We start from the raw sequence: 15,796 nt of genomic DNA on the forward strand, positions 1-15,796 counted from the left end.
CTGCCCTGTCAAAGGGGTATGAAGCGGCTGGGGAGGGGAATTTCTTGCGCACTCATTACATCCAGGGAGTAGACCATGTTCAATTGCCCGTCAATGATTTGAAGAAAGCGACACAGTGGTATTCCGAGGTGCTCGGACTCGAGGTTAAATCTGTACATAAGCATGCAGCATGGCTGCGTTTTGCCAAAGGCCCCTTTTTGATGCTCCACCACAGCAATAAGGAAACGAAGGTTCAATGGCTGTCGGAGGAGGATATTCCAATGCCGGCTTTTATGTTCATTACGGAGAATATGGTTCAATTGAAGCAGCAGCTCGACAAAAATAATACCTTCATCCGTATGTATCAGGATGAAGGCTTCGGTTGGGTAATCAAATTCGTCGATCCGTTCGGCAATGAGCTTGGTGCATATCGGCCGAACTGAACAGTTTTTTGCTTTTTTTATGACTTGTCATCGCTGGTAATTAGATTAAGCAGTCTGATCGTCGTCCCTGCGGACTCTTTCTTTTTGTTCTCGGTGACGACCAGCTTAAATGAATGCGTGCCCGATGTCAGACCGCCGGTTATGAACATCTTTTTTGTCGTGGAGACTTTGGAATAGGCATCCACCAGGCCTGCGAACTTTCCGTCTATATATACTTTGCCGATTCCGCCGCTGCTTGAAGTCTCGACATTGAGACCCAGCACGTTCCCTTCGAAGGAACTGCTGATATAGTCCCCCGGGCGGCTGCCTGTATAGCGGTTGTTGTTTTCAACAAATCCTTGCGAGCTCATGTCAGAAGGGGAAATCATCGTTTCATTTCCTGTATGGAACAGCTCCGAATCAGGAAAAAGAGGCGATTCGGGAATCGCTGTTATGGCTTTGCCAGCGTTCAGATTGGCTTCCAGGGCTTGCATAATTTGGCCGGTGTACAGCTCATATCCGCGGCTATTGGGAAGAGTGCCGTCATCCGTCAGGTTTTCTTTTTGGTTGGAGAGGAATTCGTTTCTGGTCTCGATTGCGGTGAGCCCGTAATAGGCACTCAGTTTTTTGAGTATATCGGGGTAAGCGTTATTCTTCACGGTGTTTTCGATAAACAGCAGAATTTCAGCTTTTGGATTACGGTTCTTGATATTGCGGATCAAGCTCTCGTTGATCGCACCGTATGTTTGCGGGTCCAGTGCAGCCTGATCATTCTGGCCGAAGCTGATAATGGCCAGGTCATATTTGGCATTGACGTTCAAGAGCTTCCAGTAGTCAGACCATCCTCCGAAAACAGTACCTGCGGGATTGGTGACCAGCGTTCGCAGCGCCGTCACCTGGCGGGTTGTTTTCATCTGATCCTCGAACCGGTAAAACCACTTGTCCCGCTTGCGGCCAGTCCCGTCACTTTGACCGATAGCATCTCCGATCACCAGATAGTTGATGAATGAGCCTGTCTTCATTTTGTCGTACACATTCGAGGAATTTGGCTGAATCTGTAGGGAAGCGGCATTTACTGTCGAGGTCATCCTGATTTTGTTCTGCAAATTTTGACTGCCTAAAAATAATGTGAAAAGAAGAATGATGACTAGAAACCCTGCTGGCAGAATCGGTTTTATTAAGAATAATTTAATCATTCTCTTCAATATCACCAGCTCCTACTATTTAGTTTTGTTTATTACGATACAAATCGTATCATTTACAATGATTAATGTAAATAATAACAGAACCTTTTCATAAAAAATTTATTTATGAACTGCACAAAATTTATATTTTTTACAATTATTTACTCGTGTCCTGGCTGGATGTAGGTTATTCTGAGACGGATATCGGGTCGAAATGTGACGAGTTGCTCAATCCGGTCTAACGAAGGGAAGCTAACGATGCTGCTTGAAGTGAGTACGCTTAAAGAAAAGATACCTGCGGGAAACAGGTATCCGTTCAATATTCCTTCCATTAAGTCTCTGGATCGGCTGCGCTTTGGCAAGAATGTAACCTTTCTGGTCGGAGAGAATGGATCGGGCAAATCAACGCTGCTGGAGGCGATCGCTTATCAATGCCATTTCAACACAGCAGGAGGCGGACGCAACAATCAATATGAGCTGGCCTCCTCCGGAGCACAGCTCGGTGATTATATCCGGCTATCGTGGATGCCCAAATTGACCAATGGTTTTTTTCTGCGGGCGGAATCCTTTTATAATTTTGCCAACCATATTGACGACATCGCCAGGGAGCACGCATCCGTTTATGATGCTTACGGCGGCAAATCGCTGCATGAGCAGTCGCACGGCGAATCCTTCCTCTCCCTGTTCAAGAACAGGTTCGGGCAGCGGGGAATTTATCTGCTTGATGAGCCCGAGGCTGCGCTGTCTCCGGCAAGACAGCTGGTGTTCCTCAGCATGATTCATGAGCTGCAGCGTTATGCGCAGCTTATTATTGCCACCCACTCCCCGATTCTTCTGGGCTATCCGAACGCCGATATTTACAGCTTTGACGAAAAGCCGCCGGCAATGATCCGTTATGAGGATACCGATCATTATCAGATCACCCGAAGATTTCTGGAAAACAGGAAAAGCTATCTAAATGAGCTGATTGACTGATCCTTGTCTGCTGCGGGATAAGCTTGTTGTGAGCATGCGCTTATTCAGTAAGGGAAGCCGGCTGCTCGGCAGGCGGGCTGGTGCGGATGGGCCGCTGGACAAGCCGCGCATTGCCCATGAAGAAGCTCGCCGCGAGCGCAATCAGGACGAGCACGCTGCCGATTGCAAACAGATGATCCAGAGCGCTGCTGAATAACTGCTGAAGCTCCAGCAGTTCGTTGCCGGAGAGCTTGCTCCGGGAATCACTATCCAGCAGCTGCTGCGGATCGAGAGTCATCCGCTGTGCCAGCAGACTGCCAAACACGCTGACTCCGATTGTCCCGCCGATCGAACGGAAAAACTGCGAGGATGAGGTGGCGGCTCCCCGGTTATTGAAATCCACGGCGCTCATGGCGGCCGTTCCAAGGACAGGAAAAACGGCGCCTATGCCAAGGCCGGTCACAATCATATAGAGAATAATTTGCGCCAGGGTTGTCTCTGCGGTCATAGTGCTCAGCAGCAGGAGACCGCCGGCCATCATGGCCAGGCTTGGCAGAAGCAGGGTCCGGAAGGATACCTTGCTCATGAGCCGTCCGCCATAGGTTGAAGTGATAACGACAGACAGCATCAGAGGGGTTAGGACATATCCGGCTACAGAAGGACTCACGCCAATAACGCCTTGAATATACAAGGGAATGTAGGCAATAGCTCCGAACATGGCCGCACTCATGAAGAATCCGGCGATGTTGCCGAACGCGATTTCCCGCAGCTTGAACAGCTGTAGAGGGATAATCGGTTCATGGGTCCGCGTTTCAATCCATAGAAACAATCCCAGCAGCAAGGCGCTGGCTGCGAATAGGCTCACGATTTGCCAGGAGTCCCATCCCAAATGAGTCCCGTCCTCCTGTCCTCCGCCTGCCAGCACCAGAGCGAGCAGAACGGAAACGACCGCACCGCTCAGCGTGACCGCCCCATACCAGTCGATGGAGCGTTTCTCCGCGCCTTTGCTCTCCTTCATGGCGATCAGAATAATAAGTACCGCAGCGATCCCGATAGGCAGATTAATCAGGAAAATCCATCCCCAATGCCAATAATTGACGATGATTCCGCTGAGCGTGGGGCCGAGGGTGCTGGTCAGCGCAAAAACGCCGCCAAACAATCCCTGAAATTTTCCCCGCCGCTCAGGCGGATACAGATCGCCGACAATGGTGAAGGCAATGGGCATTAAAGCGCCTGCACCCAGGCCTTGAACGGCTCTGAATATTATGAGCTCCGTCATCGTTCCGGACATGGCGCACAGAGCAGAGCCTGCCAGAAATACCAGTAAGCCGGTCATATACACTTTTTTGCGTCCGAACAGGTCGGCTAGCTTTCCATAGATGGGAATAGTCGTAGTGGAGGCCAGCATGTAGATCGCGAATACCCAGCTGTATAGATGAAGTCCCGATAAATCTTTAACAATTGTCGGCATTGCAGTGGACACGATGGTCTGATCGAGTGAAGCTAGTACCAAGCCAAGCAGCAGCCCGGCTGTAATCCATTTGATATGGGCATGTTGTTTCAATATCGCACACTCCGTCTCTCAGGAAGTCCCTTTATCTTGCCGTCAGGAAGTCCCGGAAATATTGGTGCTGTTTGCAGGCCTGCGAAAGCAGCATAAAAAATATAACGGAAAAATCGAAAAAAGAGTAGACTTTTTCTTTCCGGTAAGTTAACTTATTGATATAGTGCGCCCCAAACAGGGTGCTCTTTTTTTATGTTTATTCCGCTTCTTTATAATGCCGCAGCAGACAAGGGAAGCCCCCATGTTGAAGAGCTTCCCGGCTGCTCGACTTGCGATGGCAAGATTATTTTTGTTCTTCCTCAATATCGTCTTCAAGTTTGCTGATGTATTCGTTTGGTATTTCATCCCCCTGGGGATTGTTATTCTTGAACATGCTTTTTCGTCCATTGCGAAACTCGCCGCCATGCACCTCGGATTGGCTTTGCCCGTTATTATCGCTTCCGCCGTGGCGGTTCCGATCCTTGTTCACATTATTGGACACTGTCAGTTGCCTCCTCATTCATATTGCCGATCGCTCTCGGCACGGGGTTAGCTTTTGCAAATTGGGTTTGAATATACAGTCCTTCCTGCATCTGGCTCATGTTGGCGCGTGTAAACGTTCATAGTCTTGACATATCTTCATAAAGTGCGGCATGATGAAATGAAGACTCAAGTTGAAAGGATTGCTACTATGGCTGAACAAAATAGGATGCAGCAGATTATTGATGTTATGGTGAAGAACGGCTGGAGAATAACGGAGCAGCGCCGCATGATGGCGGAGATTTTTACGAAGCGTGAAGGCTATTTGTCCCCAAAAGACGTTTATGATCTGATGACTGTCCAATATCCGAGCCTCAGCTTTGATACGGTATACCGCAATTTGCGGCTGCTTAGCGAGATGGGAGCGCTGGAGCAGTTTTATTTTATGGACGGCGGGCTCAAATTCAGGGGCAGCTGCACCGCGCATCACCATCACCATCTCATTTGCGTCAACTGCGAGAAAACGTTGACCTTTGATTATTGTCCCATGGAAAATTCCCTGCAGCTGCCGGGTAATTTCAAAATCATTAATCATCGCTTCGAGGTTTACGGGATATGTGAAACCTGCCAGGTGGAAGCATCGGCCTGATCCCCTTGCTGCAGCAAGGAATCGGTTTAAAATAAAGGACGGCAAGCGGTTAAGGGGTTGATTTCCACGCGGGAATCGGCCCTTTTTATTTTTTTGAGGTTCATACTGGAGAGGCAGAACGGCTTGCATCGCCACGGATAAGGGAATAAAAGGCGGCTGGTCTGCGGCATTGACTAATGCTGCGTTAGCTGGTAAACTTCATTGAGTAAATATTACGATTAAGGAAAACGGAGGACGGCAGGAGCCGTTTCTTCTAAAAATATAAGAAAATATCAACTACCTCGATACTTTGCTTATATTTCTGTTGGAGGAAATGAACTGCGCCGCCAAAGGACGGCGGAACCCGTTTCTTCCTGCATGTCTCAAAATCGTAAAACTTACATATAAATAGAATGGATTTGTGCTATCAGAGAAAGGAAGGGGGGTTCAAGCATGCTGCTTGCCGAAATGCAAGGCGTTGAGTTCGGATACCGGGATGTGCCCTGTCTGGAAGACGTAAGTCTGGAGATCCACTCGGATGAGTTTGTTGCCGTGACCGGACCCAATGGCGCCTCCAAGACAACACTGCTGAAGCTGGTGCTGGGCCTGCTGGATCCGTGGAAGGGGGACGTCCGTTTATCCCCCATGAATGCCACAGGAAACAAGCTTGTCATCGGTTATGTTCCGCAGCAAATTGCCGCTTTCAACAGCGGATTTCCAAGTACGATCGCAGAATTTGTGCGGTCCGGACGGTATGTTCACGGTTCATGGCTGCGCCGGTTGAAAGCCAAGGATCATGACAGCACCGAGCAGGCTCTCCGCCAGGTCGGCATGTGGGATTTGCGGCACCTCAGGATCGGGGAGCTCTCAGGCGGGCAGAAGCAGCGTATCTGTATTGCCCGGGCGCTGGCGCAGGAGCCGGATCTGCTTGTGCTCGATGAGCCTACGACCGGTATGGATCAGGCGAGCCGATTCGGCCTCTATGAGCTCATGCGGCATCAGGTGAAGGAGTACGGAAGGACTGTTATTATGGTGACCCATGGATTATCGGAGGTCAGTCCTTATCTGGACCGGGTGATCGAGCTCGTTCGGAAGGAGGATGGCGGATGGAAATGCTGCACTACGACTTCATGCAGCGGGCATTTTATGCCGGTGGGCTGATTGCGCTGGTGGCCTCGGTGCTTGGCGTTTATTTGATGCTGCGCCGGCAGGCGCTCATGGCAGACATGCTCTCTCACGTTTCGCTTGCAGGCGTTGCGGGCGGCGCTTATCTTCATATCAATCCGACATTGACCGGATTTGCGGTTGCCATTATTGGCGCAATAGCAGTGGAATATGTCAGACGCTCTTATAAAACCTACAGCGAGATTTCCATTGCCATTATTATGGTCGGCGGCTTGTCCAGCGCGGTTGTGCTGATGAGTCTTAACCAAAGCGTGAACAAAAGCTTCTCCTCCTATCTGTTCGGGTCGGTCGTTGCTGTGAGCAGTACGGAATTGAAATTAATGGCCGCGGTGGCAATCGCCGGAGGATTATTTTTCTTTCTCTGCCGGAGGCCCCTCTATCAAATTACGTTTGACGAGGAGACAGCCAGAACAAGCGGGCTGCCCGTAAAATGGATATCGCTTGGCTTCAGCGTACTGACGGGCATGATTGTGGCGGCGGCCATGCCGATTGTCGGCGTGCTGCTTGTTTCCTCGCTCATCATTCTTCCGGCGGCGCTCGCGATCCGGATTGCACCAAGCTTCACGGCGGCGCTGATTTACGCGATGATCATCGGATTGATTGGCGTCTTCTCCGGCTTGACCGCTTCTTATCAATTCAGCACACCACCCGGCGGTACGATTGCATTGCTGCTGCTGTTCATTCTGATCGCCGGCATCGGCGTCAAGAAATTCGCGGCATGGCTGATTAGAAGCAGGAGCAAAACCAGGAAGGAACCGGAGGCGGCCGTTATAGGGCAGCTGCCCCGATTTTCTAAAGATTCATCGCTTCATTAAGCAGTATAAAGAGAACAAGCCGGCCTGAAGGCCCGAAAGGGGATATGGATGCCGAATCGGGCGCCTTCAGGCTGGTAAAGATCACAAGGAGGAAGAGCAATGAAATTCGGGTTGAGCAAATCTTTGGCAGTGGTGGCTGCTTCAGCGGTATTGATCGCGGGCTGCGGAGGAAATACGAATAATGCGGGCAATACAACAAGCACAGGCAATAACAATGCAGCGGCTGCAAACAGCACAACTGCTTCGAATGGGGCAAACGGCAGCACAAATGCGGATAGCGGCAAGAAGCTGAAAATCGTCGCCAGCTTTTATCCAATGGTGGAATTCAGCAAACAGGTGGCCGGCGATCACGCCGATGTCGTTGGACTGATCCCTTCCGGTACGGAGCCCCATGATTGGGAGCCAAGCGCCAAGGATATGGTTCAAGTGCAGGAAGCCGATGTATTTGTTTACAACGGAATCGTTGAAGGCTGGGCGAACGACGCGATAAGCAGCACAACCAATGACAAACGGATTGTCGTTGAAGCCAGTAAGGGCCTTGCTCTGATGGAAGGAACGGCGGAGGAGGAAGAAGGGGAAGAGGCGCCAGCGGATGCCGGTCCCGTTCTTGATCCCCATGTATGGCTTGACCCGGCGCTTGCCCAGAAGGAAGTGGCTGCCATCCAGGCTGCGCTCATTCAGGCGGATCCTGCCAATGAAGCGGATTACATGAAGAATGGCGAAGCTTATATTGACAAGCTCCAGGAGCTGGATGATGCCTATAAGACAGGTCTTGCCAATACGAAACGAAAAGGATTTGTGACCCAGCATGCGGCTTTTGGATACATGGCCAAGGAATATGGAATCACCCAGATTCCGATTGCCGGATTGTCGCCGGAGGAAGAGCCGTCTCCGGAAAAAATGGCTGAAATAGTGGAGTTCGCCAAACAAAACGAAGTGAAAACCATTTTCTTCGAAACACTGGTTGACCCGAAAGTCGCCCAAACCATCGCGGATGAAATAGGAGCCAAAACGGATGTGCTTAATCCTCTGGAAGGGCTGACTGAAGAAGAAATCAGCAAAAATCTGGATTATATCGCCGTTATGAAATCCAATCTTGAAGGTCTGGAGAAAGCGTTGAATGAATAGTGCTTTTAATTTCCGGTCATTATCGTAATAATTACGTAATTGAAGGGACGTTGTGATTCATGAATACGACCAAAATTCCCGTAACCGTATTGAGCGGTTATTTGGGAGCAGGCAAAACCACGGTATTGAATCATGTTCTGAGCAACCGGAGCGGCTTGAAGGTTGCGGTAATCGTGAACGATCTCAGCGAGGTCAACATTGACGCGGATCTGATCAAGGACGGCGGAGGCCTTTCCCGGACCGATGAGAAGCTGGTGGAGATGTCCAACGGCTGTATCTGCTGCACGCTCCGCGAGGATCTGCTCAAGGAAGTGGAAAAGCTGGCCAGGGATAACCGGTTCGATTATATTCTCATCGAATCGACGGGCGTCGGCGAGCCGCTTCCGGTCGCCCAGACCTTCACCTACATCGATGAGGAGCATGGAATCGATTTGACTGCGTTTTGCCGTCTGGACTGCATGGTGACCGTTGTCGATGCCTACCGGTTCTGGCATGACTTCTCCTCGGGCGATACGCTGCTGGAGCGCAGTCAGGCGGTGGGCGACGACGATCACCGCGATGTCGTCGATCTGCTCATCGATCAGATTGAATTCTGCGATGTGCTTATTCTGAACAAATGCGATCTGGTGGATGAAGAGGATTTGACGGAGCTGGAAGGCGTGGTGCGCAAGCTGCAGCCGAGCGCCAGGCTGATCCGCAGCAGTCAAGGGATGATTGACCCGGCGGAAATACTGAACACCGGATTATTCGACTTCGACGTGGCGAGCACGTCGGCAGGCTGGATGAAGGAAATGGCCAAGCCTGTTCATGTGCCGGAAACCGAAGAATATGGCATCTCGTCATTTGTCTACGAGCGTCATAGACCGTTCCATCCCGGACGCCTGCTGCAGTGGATGGAGAACTGGCCGGTTGACATTGTCCGCGCGAAGGGGATGATGTGGCTGTCCTCGCGTCATGATATGGCCCAGAATATCAGTCAGGCAGGCCCATCCATCCAGTTTGGACCAGCTGGCTACTGGGTTGCCGCACTGCCCGAGGATGAGAGGCAGGCTGTTCTGCTTGAGGATCAGGAGCTGCTCACCGACTGGGATGAAGTGCATGGGGACCGGATTAACAAGATTGTATTCATCGGCATCGAGATGGACGGACCGCAGATCATCTCTACCCTGGACGATTGCTTGCTGTCGGATGAGGAGCTTGAGCAAGATTGGAGCAGCTTCCAGGATGATCTGCCGAATCCGGTTCAGGAAGAGGAAGCAGTGCTTCATTAAAATCAAATCATTAAAACCAAGAAAGGTTGATAACCATGAGAGTCGTTGTTACACTTGCCTGCACGGAAACCGGAGACCGCAACTATACGACAACCAAGAACAAACGCAACCATCCCGAGCGGCTGGAGCTGCGCAAATACAGTCCGCGCCTGAAAAAATTCACGATTCACCGGGAAACGAGATAATCGCTATAATGCGCAGGTAAAAGCCGGGCTGCTGCTGCAGCGCGGCTTTTACCTGCGGATAAACACGAGCAAGCATGACTATAGGCCAAAATCATAGTCCGGATATACATAGGGATCATCGGAAGGCTTGATTTTCTCGGATTTGCCGGCTGTAAAGAGGATGACGTCTGTGCCGTTATACTGGGTTTTATTAATGGTCCCGGTCATTCTTAGCCAGGTATCGTTCTTATACCCGCCGGCATCTGCCGCATTGACCAGCACGCCGTAGGGGAGAGCATCCGCCGTACAGCACTGGACGGCGAAGCGGCCCAGAATGAATTGATTGGCAGCAAGCGTTTCGTCGCGGTATACGAAGCCCTCCATGGTCAATTTCTTCCCTATAAAGTTATCCAGATACAAATCGATAGTCGTAAGGATTTCCATATAATTCTTCTCGGTGACGGTAATGAGCGGCTTCTGGTAGAGCTCCATGCCGTATTTGGAATATGCCTCGGTGAACTCATCTGCCGGGAACAGCTTCGCAAGCTCCGACTGGGGACCGTCAGCGGATGGGGCATCTTCCGGGCTGCCGGGCGTTGATTGCGGAGCAGAGGCGGCTTGAGCGTTTGCGTCAGCCGATGGCAGCGATGGATCGGCAGCGGTGTTTTTTTCTTTCATCTTGATGCTTCCCGATGTGCTCAAGGTCATGCCCTTCTGGGCGGCCATCGCGCTGCCGATGGTTGTGTCCGGGGTGAAAATGAAGACGGCAAGCGGGACGATGAACAGGCCGTATACGAGTATATTGCGTAAGAGAGAAGGCGAAGGCGGATGCTCGCAGCCGCAGTCGTCTTCTTTGCCGTTCCACAGCTTGAAAGCCTGGTAGATCTGTACAACGGCTACGCCGTAAACAGCAATTGCAGCGAGCTTGACGTAAATCGTCATACGCGGGGCGATATACAAGGTCAGATGCCCCGTCAGCTGCAGCCGGGCAATATAGAACGCGATACCTCCCAGTATAACCGCACGGATGATCGGATGGATGACCTGGCGTCCAACGGATTGTTCTTCCATGGCTTGCGCCTCCTTGATTATGGATTTGGCCAAAGCTGTCCGGCAACGATAGACAGGATCAATACGACAGCTGTAATCAGGACAATGAGCCCAAACACAAAACGCGAGCGGAAAACCGCCAGCATCATGAGCGTATTTTTAAAATCAACCATCGGTCCGAAGACCAGAAAAGCAAGCAGGGCTCCTTTGGGAAATACCCCATTGAAGGAAGCGGCGATAAAAGCATCGGAGGTTGAGCATAACGAGATCAGGAAGGCAAAAGCCATCATCAGAGCATGCGCGCCGAGATCGCCTCCGCTGAGCGAAACGAGATAATCCCGGCTGACAAAGGTTTGGATCAGGGCTGTCAGGAAAGCGCCGAGCATCAGAAATTTGCCCATTTCAAAAAATTCATCCGCGGCATGCGTGAATACGGAGAGGAATTTGCCTCCCGATGCATGGCTGTGATCATGGTCGTGATCATGCGCATGTCCATGCCCGTGGATATGATGATCATGCATATGCGCCTGATGATGACTGCCGCTGACATGTTCATGGGCGCCATGCCAAAGCGCGGAATCACTATGAATTGGAACTTGCGAATAGCGGTCATGCGGACGGCCGGAAAGGCCGGCAGCAGATTCGCCCGCTTCCAGGGAAGCGGCGGCAAATTTAAGCGGGCTGGTTTTCACCCGGTGATACAGCACCAGCCCGACTATGGCAGAAACGGCGAAGGCGAGTCCCATCCGGAAATATACCATGTCCGTATTCAGCCGGAAGGCCATATAGGTCGCTGCGAAAGTGACGGGATTGATGATCGGGGCAGCCAATATGTAAGTAATTCCGATATAGACAGGCATGCCTTTGCTGATCAGCCGGCGCACAATGGGAATCATGCCGCATTCGCATACGGGAAGCAGAATCCCCAGCAGGCAGGCATATACAACACCCAGCAGCGGATTCTTGGGGATAAATCTGCGCATTCGCTCCTCGGAAATATACAGGTTCATGAAGGAAGAAACGAGCACGCCAAGCAGAATGAAGGGCAGCGCCTCCAGAAAAATACTGACGAAAACCGTCTTCAGGCTCTGCCACTGGGCTGCCGAAATATCAGGTAACAGATCCGCCGATAGCATACGATGTCCTGTGAAGACCAGCAGCAGAGCGGCCAATATCCCGACCGTGACAATGTTCAGGCTCCAGCGGTAAATCGAATTGGGCATATTGGACCGACCTTTCGTAACTAGTAAGGATTACGATTAAGTATAAAAGATTTATCCCTTTTGGTAAATAGATCAAACCAAGTGTCTATTTTTTGTCAATCTTGCAGATTGGGGGCATATGGCGCATGATTGGGCCGGATCATATAGAAGAGCCTGTCCGTAAATGTTATACTGGAGGACATGAATAAATGAATAGGAAAGGATCTGGATTTTCGTGGAAAATGCTTTATTCAGAAAACAACGATATACGCTGTCCTTCCAGGATGAGAAGCGGCGCCGTATTCCTCTCTTTTATATCACATTCCTGCTGCTGCTTCTGAAAATGATTCTGCTGCGCAGCTTTTTCTTTCATGATATTGCCTGGAGCCGCCTGACGACAGACGCCGCCGCATTACTGGTTATTTTGAGCCTGTTCGAGCTCGCTCTGCCGCTTAAGGTGAAGTCCATCGTATTCTGGCTGTTTAATTTCATCTATTCGCTCACCTTGTTTGCAGCCACCTTATATTTTTCGCATTTTGGCTCGGTGCCGACCTATACGGCGCTTTATAATCTGGATCAGGTGCTGCAAATCAAATCAAGCGTTCAGTCCACGGTTGAGTTAAGCAATTATCTCTATTTTATCGATATCGTTATTGCCATCATAGGCTGGCTTGTTCTCAGAATCATCGGAGTGCGCCTGCCGGCCAACCGTTCCATCTGGAAAATAGGCGTGCTCATCACTTTCGTCGTCTGCATCGCGATATCCGCCAGATACATCCAGCTGGGCATGCCCATTGAGAATGAGCTGGTGGCGGCCGAGACCGATGGATTCCTAAATTATCAGGTAGCCTCGGCCATCAAGGCCGTGAAGGATAACAGCATAGCAGCGGAAGGCAATACGGATGAGATCGCCCAGGAAATTAGTGACCTTCAGGCATCCTATGCATATAAGGATCAGCCGGGGGAAGCGCCTGCTTTTTTCGGGGAAGCCAAAGGAAAGAACGTTATCGTCATCCAGATGGAGGCGTTTCAGAATTTTCCGATCCATCTATCGCTGGACGGGAAGGAGCTGACGCCTGTCCTGAACGGATTGGCTGATCAGGGCATGTACTTCCCGCATGTCTTCCAGCAAATCGGACAGGGCAACACCTCCGATGCCGAGTTTATGTCGAACACGTCCATCTATCCAACGGGGAAAATAGCGATGTCGACAGGCTACGGGGACCGCATGCTGCCGAGTATGCCAAGACTGCTGCAGGAACGCAATTACGAAGCGGATACGTTCCATGTCAATGATGTGGGCTTCTGGGACAGGAGCAAGCTCTATCCGGCGCTTAATTTCAATCATTATTACGATAAACCGTTTTATACCAATGATCATTTCAACAGCTTCGGCGCTTCCGATGAGGAGCTGTACCGCGTCGGGGTAGAGAAGCTTTCGGAGCTCAGCAAGCAGGGCAGGCCGTTCTACGCCCAATTCGTCACCGTATCCAGCCACTTCCCGTTCGAGGTGCCGGAGGATCGTTTGAAAATGAAAATACCGGAGGCGCTGAAAGGCACGCAGCTTGGGAGCTATCTGGCCGCCGTCAACTATACGGATTATGCGGTCGGTACGCTCATTGACCGCTTGAAGCAAAACGGCATGTGGGATAACACGGTGCTGGTTCTGTACGGGGATCACTTCGGCCTGCAGCCCGATCAAATTGATCCCGCTGTTATCAGCTCAGAGCTTGGCATCACGTATGATCCGCAGGTTTCCCGGTTTAACATCCCGCTCATTATCCACATGCCCGGAGAGACGGACGGCAAGGTTGTAAACACAGTTGGAGGACAGCTTGATATCATGCCGACGATTGCCAATCTGCTTGGAGTCTCCCTAAGCGAAGAGAAATTTACAGCGTTTGGCCACGATCTGCTGAATATCGATCACAATGTGTTTGGCATGCGCTATTATTTGCCGACGGGCTCATTTTTCAACAATGACATCCTGTTTGTTCCCGGCAAAGGATTCGAGGACGGTAAAGCAACATCATTGTCAACGCTGAAGCCCGTGACTGATTTCTCCGCTTACCGCAAAGACTACGATTACGTGCTTAAGTTGATGGAGCTTTCGGACCAATATGTCCGTTCTCTCCCAAATCGAAAATAGATACCATTATACCAACAATAAAGGAGGATCAGCATGGGGGTACCGGCAGGCGTCTGGATTGGAGCAATTGTTATTGGGGTCATTGTAGTCTGGCTGACCATTTGGGTAACCAATAAGGCGTATTCGAAGAGATGGGAAGATCATGAGGAAAAAAATCAGGAAAAAAAAGAATAACAGCTTTAACCCTGGAGCCGGCAGCCTAGTCTGTACGGTTCTTTTTTTGCAATTATATTCGGGGAGAAATTTGCTTGCCGCTAAAGGACGGCGAATTCGTTTCTTTTAATTGACAATGATAATCATTATCAATTAAAATGAATACAGCCGCATATACATAGAAAAAGCATGTGCCGGCGAATGCAGCCATTGTTCCAGGCCAGGCAGGCAATAAGGCAGCGAGACAGGAGGCGACCGAATGGGAATTTTGTATGAAATCATAAACCGTACGAATCCGGATCAGAATAAAGAGGAGAATAAGCTGGAGCGGCCATGCGCGGATGAGCTTGTGCGTCAAAGCTATTACAGGGCGGATAAGAAGCTGAGAGAGAATTTGCTGCATGCGGACAAAGGACTGAATAAAGCATAGCGGAAGAGCGGCTGAAATGCGAATCCGCATACGTTTGGACCCGTATGATTTGATCGTAAAGCCTAAGACAGAAATTCATCAAATCAAACGGATCGAAGCGTTTAGCGAGTCGACAGGGAATGAAGGGTTAGATCTTGATCAGCCCTTTTTCTTTGATTTCATTCTCAAACTCGGAAGCGTGCTTGGACATACAGTTGCAATAGTAGTCTTTACGGCAAATCGGGCATGGAACGGTAAGCAGGCGGTTAACGCCGATTAACTCCCAATCCGGTTTCTTGCTGTAAATAAGCCGGCATTTGGTGTTGTCCGTCAGTGTGGCAACAAAATGGTAAAGTCCTTCTGCTTCATTGCTGTCCACCACTACAAGGTTTTTGATATGAATTTTAAGCGCCATGTTTATCTCCTGTTCACATATTTGATTTTTATTTGCATAAGCGTGTGCTTAGTAATACTAATTGGATTATACCACTTTTGTCAAAGTGAAATTACCCCTTTGCTATATTTATTATACGATTATGGTTAATTGTGAAGCAATGTGTGTAATAAGGAATACGGCAAGCCGAAAACAAACTGAATCAAGGCGGTGAATGACATGACGGTCCGATATCTTGTGAACTGCTATAACACAACCATTACGGTGAAGCAGGAAGATGACAGCATTGGGCAATATGATGTCAACATTCAAAGCAATAACAGTCCTTTCGGTTCCGGCAACACGCTGTATTCCGCGCATTCGGAAGAGCAGGCCGTTCGGATTGCCAATCAGCTGTGTGCTTTTTACTCCATGGCAAGGGAGAACGGGTACTACCTGCAGGGGAAGAAGTTTATGAAGCCTGACAGGCGGGATATCCATGCGGAAGAAGTGCTGAGCTTTGAAAGAAGCGACGAAGATATGCACGCGTTACTAACCGGAGCTTAAATAAAAACATATACGAACCCATATAAGGGACTGGTCAAGCCCCAAATTTGTAGACAATGAAAAAAGCCCTAGGCTATGAGCTGGCGTCGGTACTCAACCGGCGTCAGTTTGTTTAATTTTAATTGAATCCGTTCTTCGTT

General features: G+C 50.1%; 18 protein-coding genes. 12 read left to right on the top strand and 6 right to left on the bottom strand.

The window, feature by feature from the left end; all coding sequences use genetic code 11:
- The first annotated feature begins 44 nt into the window (after window positions 1-44).
- Window positions 45-422, top strand: a complete 378-nt coding sequence (locus tag AC0YOA_RS33105) for a VOC family protein (protein ID WP_475790219.1) — start codon at window positions 45-47, stop codon at window positions 420-422.
- A gap of 17 nt (window positions 423-439) precedes the next feature.
- Here AC0YOA_RS33105 and AC0YOA_RS33110 read toward each other — a convergent pair whose 3' ends face one another.
- Window positions 440-1,606, bottom strand: coding sequence for an SGNH/GDSL hydrolase family protein (locus AC0YOA_RS33110; RefSeq protein ID WP_475790220.1), 1,167 nt, complete (start codon window positions 1,604-1,606; stop codon window positions 440-442).
- 237 nt (window positions 1,607-1,843) lie between these two features.
- Here AC0YOA_RS33110 and AC0YOA_RS33115 point away from each other — a divergent pair, with 237 nt between their 5' ends.
- Entirely contained in the window at window positions 1,844-2,560 is a 717-nt protein-coding gene (locus tag AC0YOA_RS33115) for an AAA family ATPase (protein ID WP_475790221.1), read from the top strand.
- Window positions 2,561-2,600: 40 nt separating this feature from the next.
- Here the strand turns inward: AC0YOA_RS33115 and AC0YOA_RS33120 are convergent, their stop codons facing one another.
- Both AC0YOA_RS33120 and AC0YOA_RS33125 read right to left on the bottom strand, forming a co-directional pair.
- Window positions 2,601-4,103: an MDR family MFS transporter gene (locus tag AC0YOA_RS33120; RefSeq protein ID WP_475790222.1), complete on the bottom strand. Its 1,503-nt coding sequence runs from the start codon at window positions 4,101-4,103 to the stop codon at window positions 2,601-2,603.
- Between the two features lie 283 nt (window positions 4,104-4,386).
- Window positions 4,387-4,584 carry a hypothetical protein gene (locus AC0YOA_RS33125; RefSeq protein ID WP_210040028.1) on the bottom strand — a complete coding sequence of 66 codons (198 nt, stop codon included), beginning with the start codon at window positions 4,582-4,584 and terminating at the stop codon, window positions 4,387-4,389.
- A 189-nt stretch (window positions 4,585-4,773) separates the two neighbouring features.
- Here AC0YOA_RS33125 and AC0YOA_RS33130 point away from each other — a divergent pair, with 189 nt between their 5' ends.
- The 6 genes from AC0YOA_RS33130 (at window position 4,774) to rpmG (ending at window position 9,774) form a co-directional block, all read left to right on the top strand.
- The gene (locus AC0YOA_RS33130; RefSeq protein ID WP_475767482.1) at window positions 4,774-5,211 is read left to right on the top strand and encodes a Fur family transcriptional regulator; all 438 of its coding nucleotides are present in this window, start codon (window positions 4,774-4,776) and stop codon (window positions 5,209-5,211) included.
- A gap of 432 nt (window positions 5,212-5,643) precedes the next feature.
- Entirely contained in the window at window positions 5,644-6,351 is a 708-nt protein-coding gene (locus tag AC0YOA_RS33135) for a metal ABC transporter ATP-binding protein (RefSeq protein ID WP_475790223.1), read from the top strand.
- Window positions 6,297-7,190: a metal ABC transporter permease gene (locus AC0YOA_RS33140; RefSeq protein WP_475790224.1), complete on the top strand. Its 894-nt coding sequence runs from the start codon at window positions 6,297-6,299 to the stop codon at window positions 7,188-7,190. Before AC0YOA_RS33135 ends, AC0YOA_RS33140 begins: the two co-directional genes overlap by 55 nt.
- Before the next feature lie 99 nt (window positions 7,191-7,289).
- A complete protein-coding gene (locus AC0YOA_RS33145; protein ID WP_475790225.1) occupies window positions 7,290-8,318 on the top strand; it encodes a metal ABC transporter substrate-binding protein in 1,029 nt (342 codons plus the stop codon).
- Window positions 8,319-8,377: 59 nt separating this feature from the next.
- Window positions 8,378-9,589 carry a GTP-binding protein gene (locus tag AC0YOA_RS33150; RefSeq protein WP_475790226.1) on the top strand — a complete coding sequence of 404 codons (1,212 nt, stop codon included), beginning with the start codon at window positions 8,378-8,380 and terminating at the stop codon, window positions 9,587-9,589.
- Between the two features lie 35 nt (window positions 9,590-9,624).
- The gene (gene rpmG / locus AC0YOA_RS33155) at window positions 9,625-9,774 is read left to right on the top strand and encodes a 50S ribosomal protein L33 (RefSeq protein ID WP_210039760.1); all 150 of its coding nucleotides are present in this window, start codon (window positions 9,625-9,627) and stop codon (window positions 9,772-9,774) included.
- Between the two features lie 78 nt (window positions 9,775-9,852).
- On the opposite strand, the gene AC0YOA_RS33160 is transcribed toward rpmG, so the two are convergent.
- Both AC0YOA_RS33160 and AC0YOA_RS33165 read right to left on the bottom strand, forming a co-directional pair.
- Window positions 9,853-10,824 (bottom strand): TIGR03943 family putative permease subunit, encoded by a 972-nt coding sequence (locus tag AC0YOA_RS33160; protein ID WP_475790227.1) that lies wholly within the window; start codon window positions 10,822-10,824, stop codon window positions 9,853-9,855.
- Window positions 10,825-10,841: 17 nt separating this feature from the next.
- On the bottom strand, window positions 10,842-12,026 hold the full coding sequence (locus AC0YOA_RS33165) for a permease (RefSeq protein ID WP_475790228.1): 1,185 nt from the start codon (window positions 12,024-12,026) through the stop codon (window positions 10,842-10,844).
- Between the two features lie 322 nt (window positions 12,027-12,348).
- Here AC0YOA_RS33165 and AC0YOA_RS33170 point away from each other — a divergent pair, with 322 nt between their 5' ends.
- The 3 genes from AC0YOA_RS33170 to AC0YOA_RS33180 all read left to right on the top strand — a co-directional run bounded on the left by AC0YOA_RS33170 (window position 12,349) and on the right by AC0YOA_RS33180 (window position 14,737).
- The gene (locus AC0YOA_RS33170; RefSeq protein WP_475790237.1) at window positions 12,349-14,154 is read left to right on the top strand and encodes an LTA synthase family protein; all 1,806 of its coding nucleotides are present in this window, start codon (window positions 12,349-12,351) and stop codon (window positions 14,152-14,154) included.
- 33 nt (window positions 14,155-14,187) lie between these two features.
- Window positions 14,188-14,328, top strand: a complete 141-nt coding sequence (locus AC0YOA_RS33175) for a hypothetical protein (protein WP_475790229.1) — start codon at window positions 14,188-14,190, stop codon at window positions 14,326-14,328.
- 238 nt (window positions 14,329-14,566) lie between these two features.
- Entirely contained in the window at window positions 14,567-14,737 is a 171-nt protein-coding gene (locus AC0YOA_RS33180; RefSeq protein WP_210039764.1) for a hypothetical protein, read from the top strand.
- Between the two features lie 127 nt (window positions 14,738-14,864).
- Here the strand turns inward: AC0YOA_RS33180 and AC0YOA_RS33185 are convergent, their stop codons facing one another.
- Window positions 14,865-15,131 (bottom strand): hypothetical protein, encoded by a 267-nt coding sequence (locus AC0YOA_RS33185; RefSeq protein ID WP_210039765.1) that lies wholly within the window; start codon window positions 15,129-15,131, stop codon window positions 14,865-14,867.
- A gap of 198 nt (window positions 15,132-15,329) precedes the next feature.
- On the opposite strand from AC0YOA_RS33185, the gene AC0YOA_RS33190 reads away from it, so the two are divergent.
- Complete coding sequence (locus AC0YOA_RS33190) at window positions 15,330-15,656, top strand: hypothetical protein (protein ID WP_475790230.1); 327 nt, start codon at window positions 15,330-15,332, stop codon at window positions 15,654-15,656.
- Window positions 15,657-15,796: the final 140 nt, after the last annotated feature.

The sequence above is a fragment of the Paenibacillus sp. JT22N12 genome, assembly GCF_056269365.1.

Excerpts from the sequence above, each read along its gene's own strand:
- AC0YOA_RS33115 (WP_475790221.1), top strand. The coding sequence starts at position 1,844 with ATGCTGCTTGAAGTGAGTACGCTTAAAGAAAAGATACCTGCGGGAAAC.
- AC0YOA_RS33130 (WP_475767482.1), top strand. The coding sequence starts at position 4,774 with ATGGCTGAACAAAATAGGATGCAGCAGATTATTGATGTTATGGTGAAG.
- AC0YOA_RS33135 (WP_475790223.1), top strand. The coding sequence starts at position 5,644 with ATGCTGCTTGCCGAAATGCAAGGCGTTGAGTTCGGATACCGGGATGTG.
- AC0YOA_RS33140 (WP_475790224.1), top strand. The coding sequence starts at position 6,297 with ATGGAAATGCTGCACTACGACTTCATGCAGCGGGCATTTTATGCCGGT.
- AC0YOA_RS33145 (WP_475790225.1), top strand. The coding sequence starts at position 7,290 with ATGAAATTCGGGTTGAGCAAATCTTTGGCAGTGGTGGCTGCTTCAGCG.
- AC0YOA_RS33150 (WP_475790226.1), top strand. The coding sequence starts at position 8,378 with ATGAATACGACCAAAATTCCCGTAACCGTATTGAGCGGTTATTTGGGA.
- rpmG (WP_210039760.1), top strand. The coding sequence starts at position 9,625 with ATGAGAGTCGTTGTTACACTTGCCTGCACGGAAACCGGAGACCGCAAC.
- AC0YOA_RS33160 (WP_475790227.1), bottom strand. The coding sequence starts at position 10,824 with ATGGAAGAACAATCCGTTGGACGCCAGGTCATCCATCCGATCATCCGT.
- AC0YOA_RS33165 (WP_475790228.1), bottom strand. The coding sequence starts at position 12,026 with ATGCCCAATTCGATTTACCGCTGGAGCCTGAACATTGTCACGGTCGGG.
- AC0YOA_RS33170 (WP_475790237.1), top strand. The coding sequence starts at position 12,349 with ATGATTCTGCTGCGCAGCTTTTTCTTTCATGATATTGCCTGGAGCCGC.
- AC0YOA_RS33175 (WP_475790229.1), top strand. The coding sequence starts at position 14,188 with ATGGGGGTACCGGCAGGCGTCTGGATTGGAGCAATTGTTATTGGGGTC.
- AC0YOA_RS33180 (WP_210039764.1), top strand. The coding sequence starts at position 14,567 with ATGGGAATTTTGTATGAAATCATAAACCGTACGAATCCGGATCAGAAT.
- AC0YOA_RS33185 (WP_210039765.1), bottom strand. The coding sequence starts at position 15,131 with ATGGCGCTTAAAATTCATATCAAAAACCTTGTAGTGGTGGACAGCAAT.
- AC0YOA_RS33190 (WP_475790230.1), top strand. The coding sequence starts at position 15,330 with ATGACGGTCCGATATCTTGTGAACTGCTATAACACAACCATTACGGTG.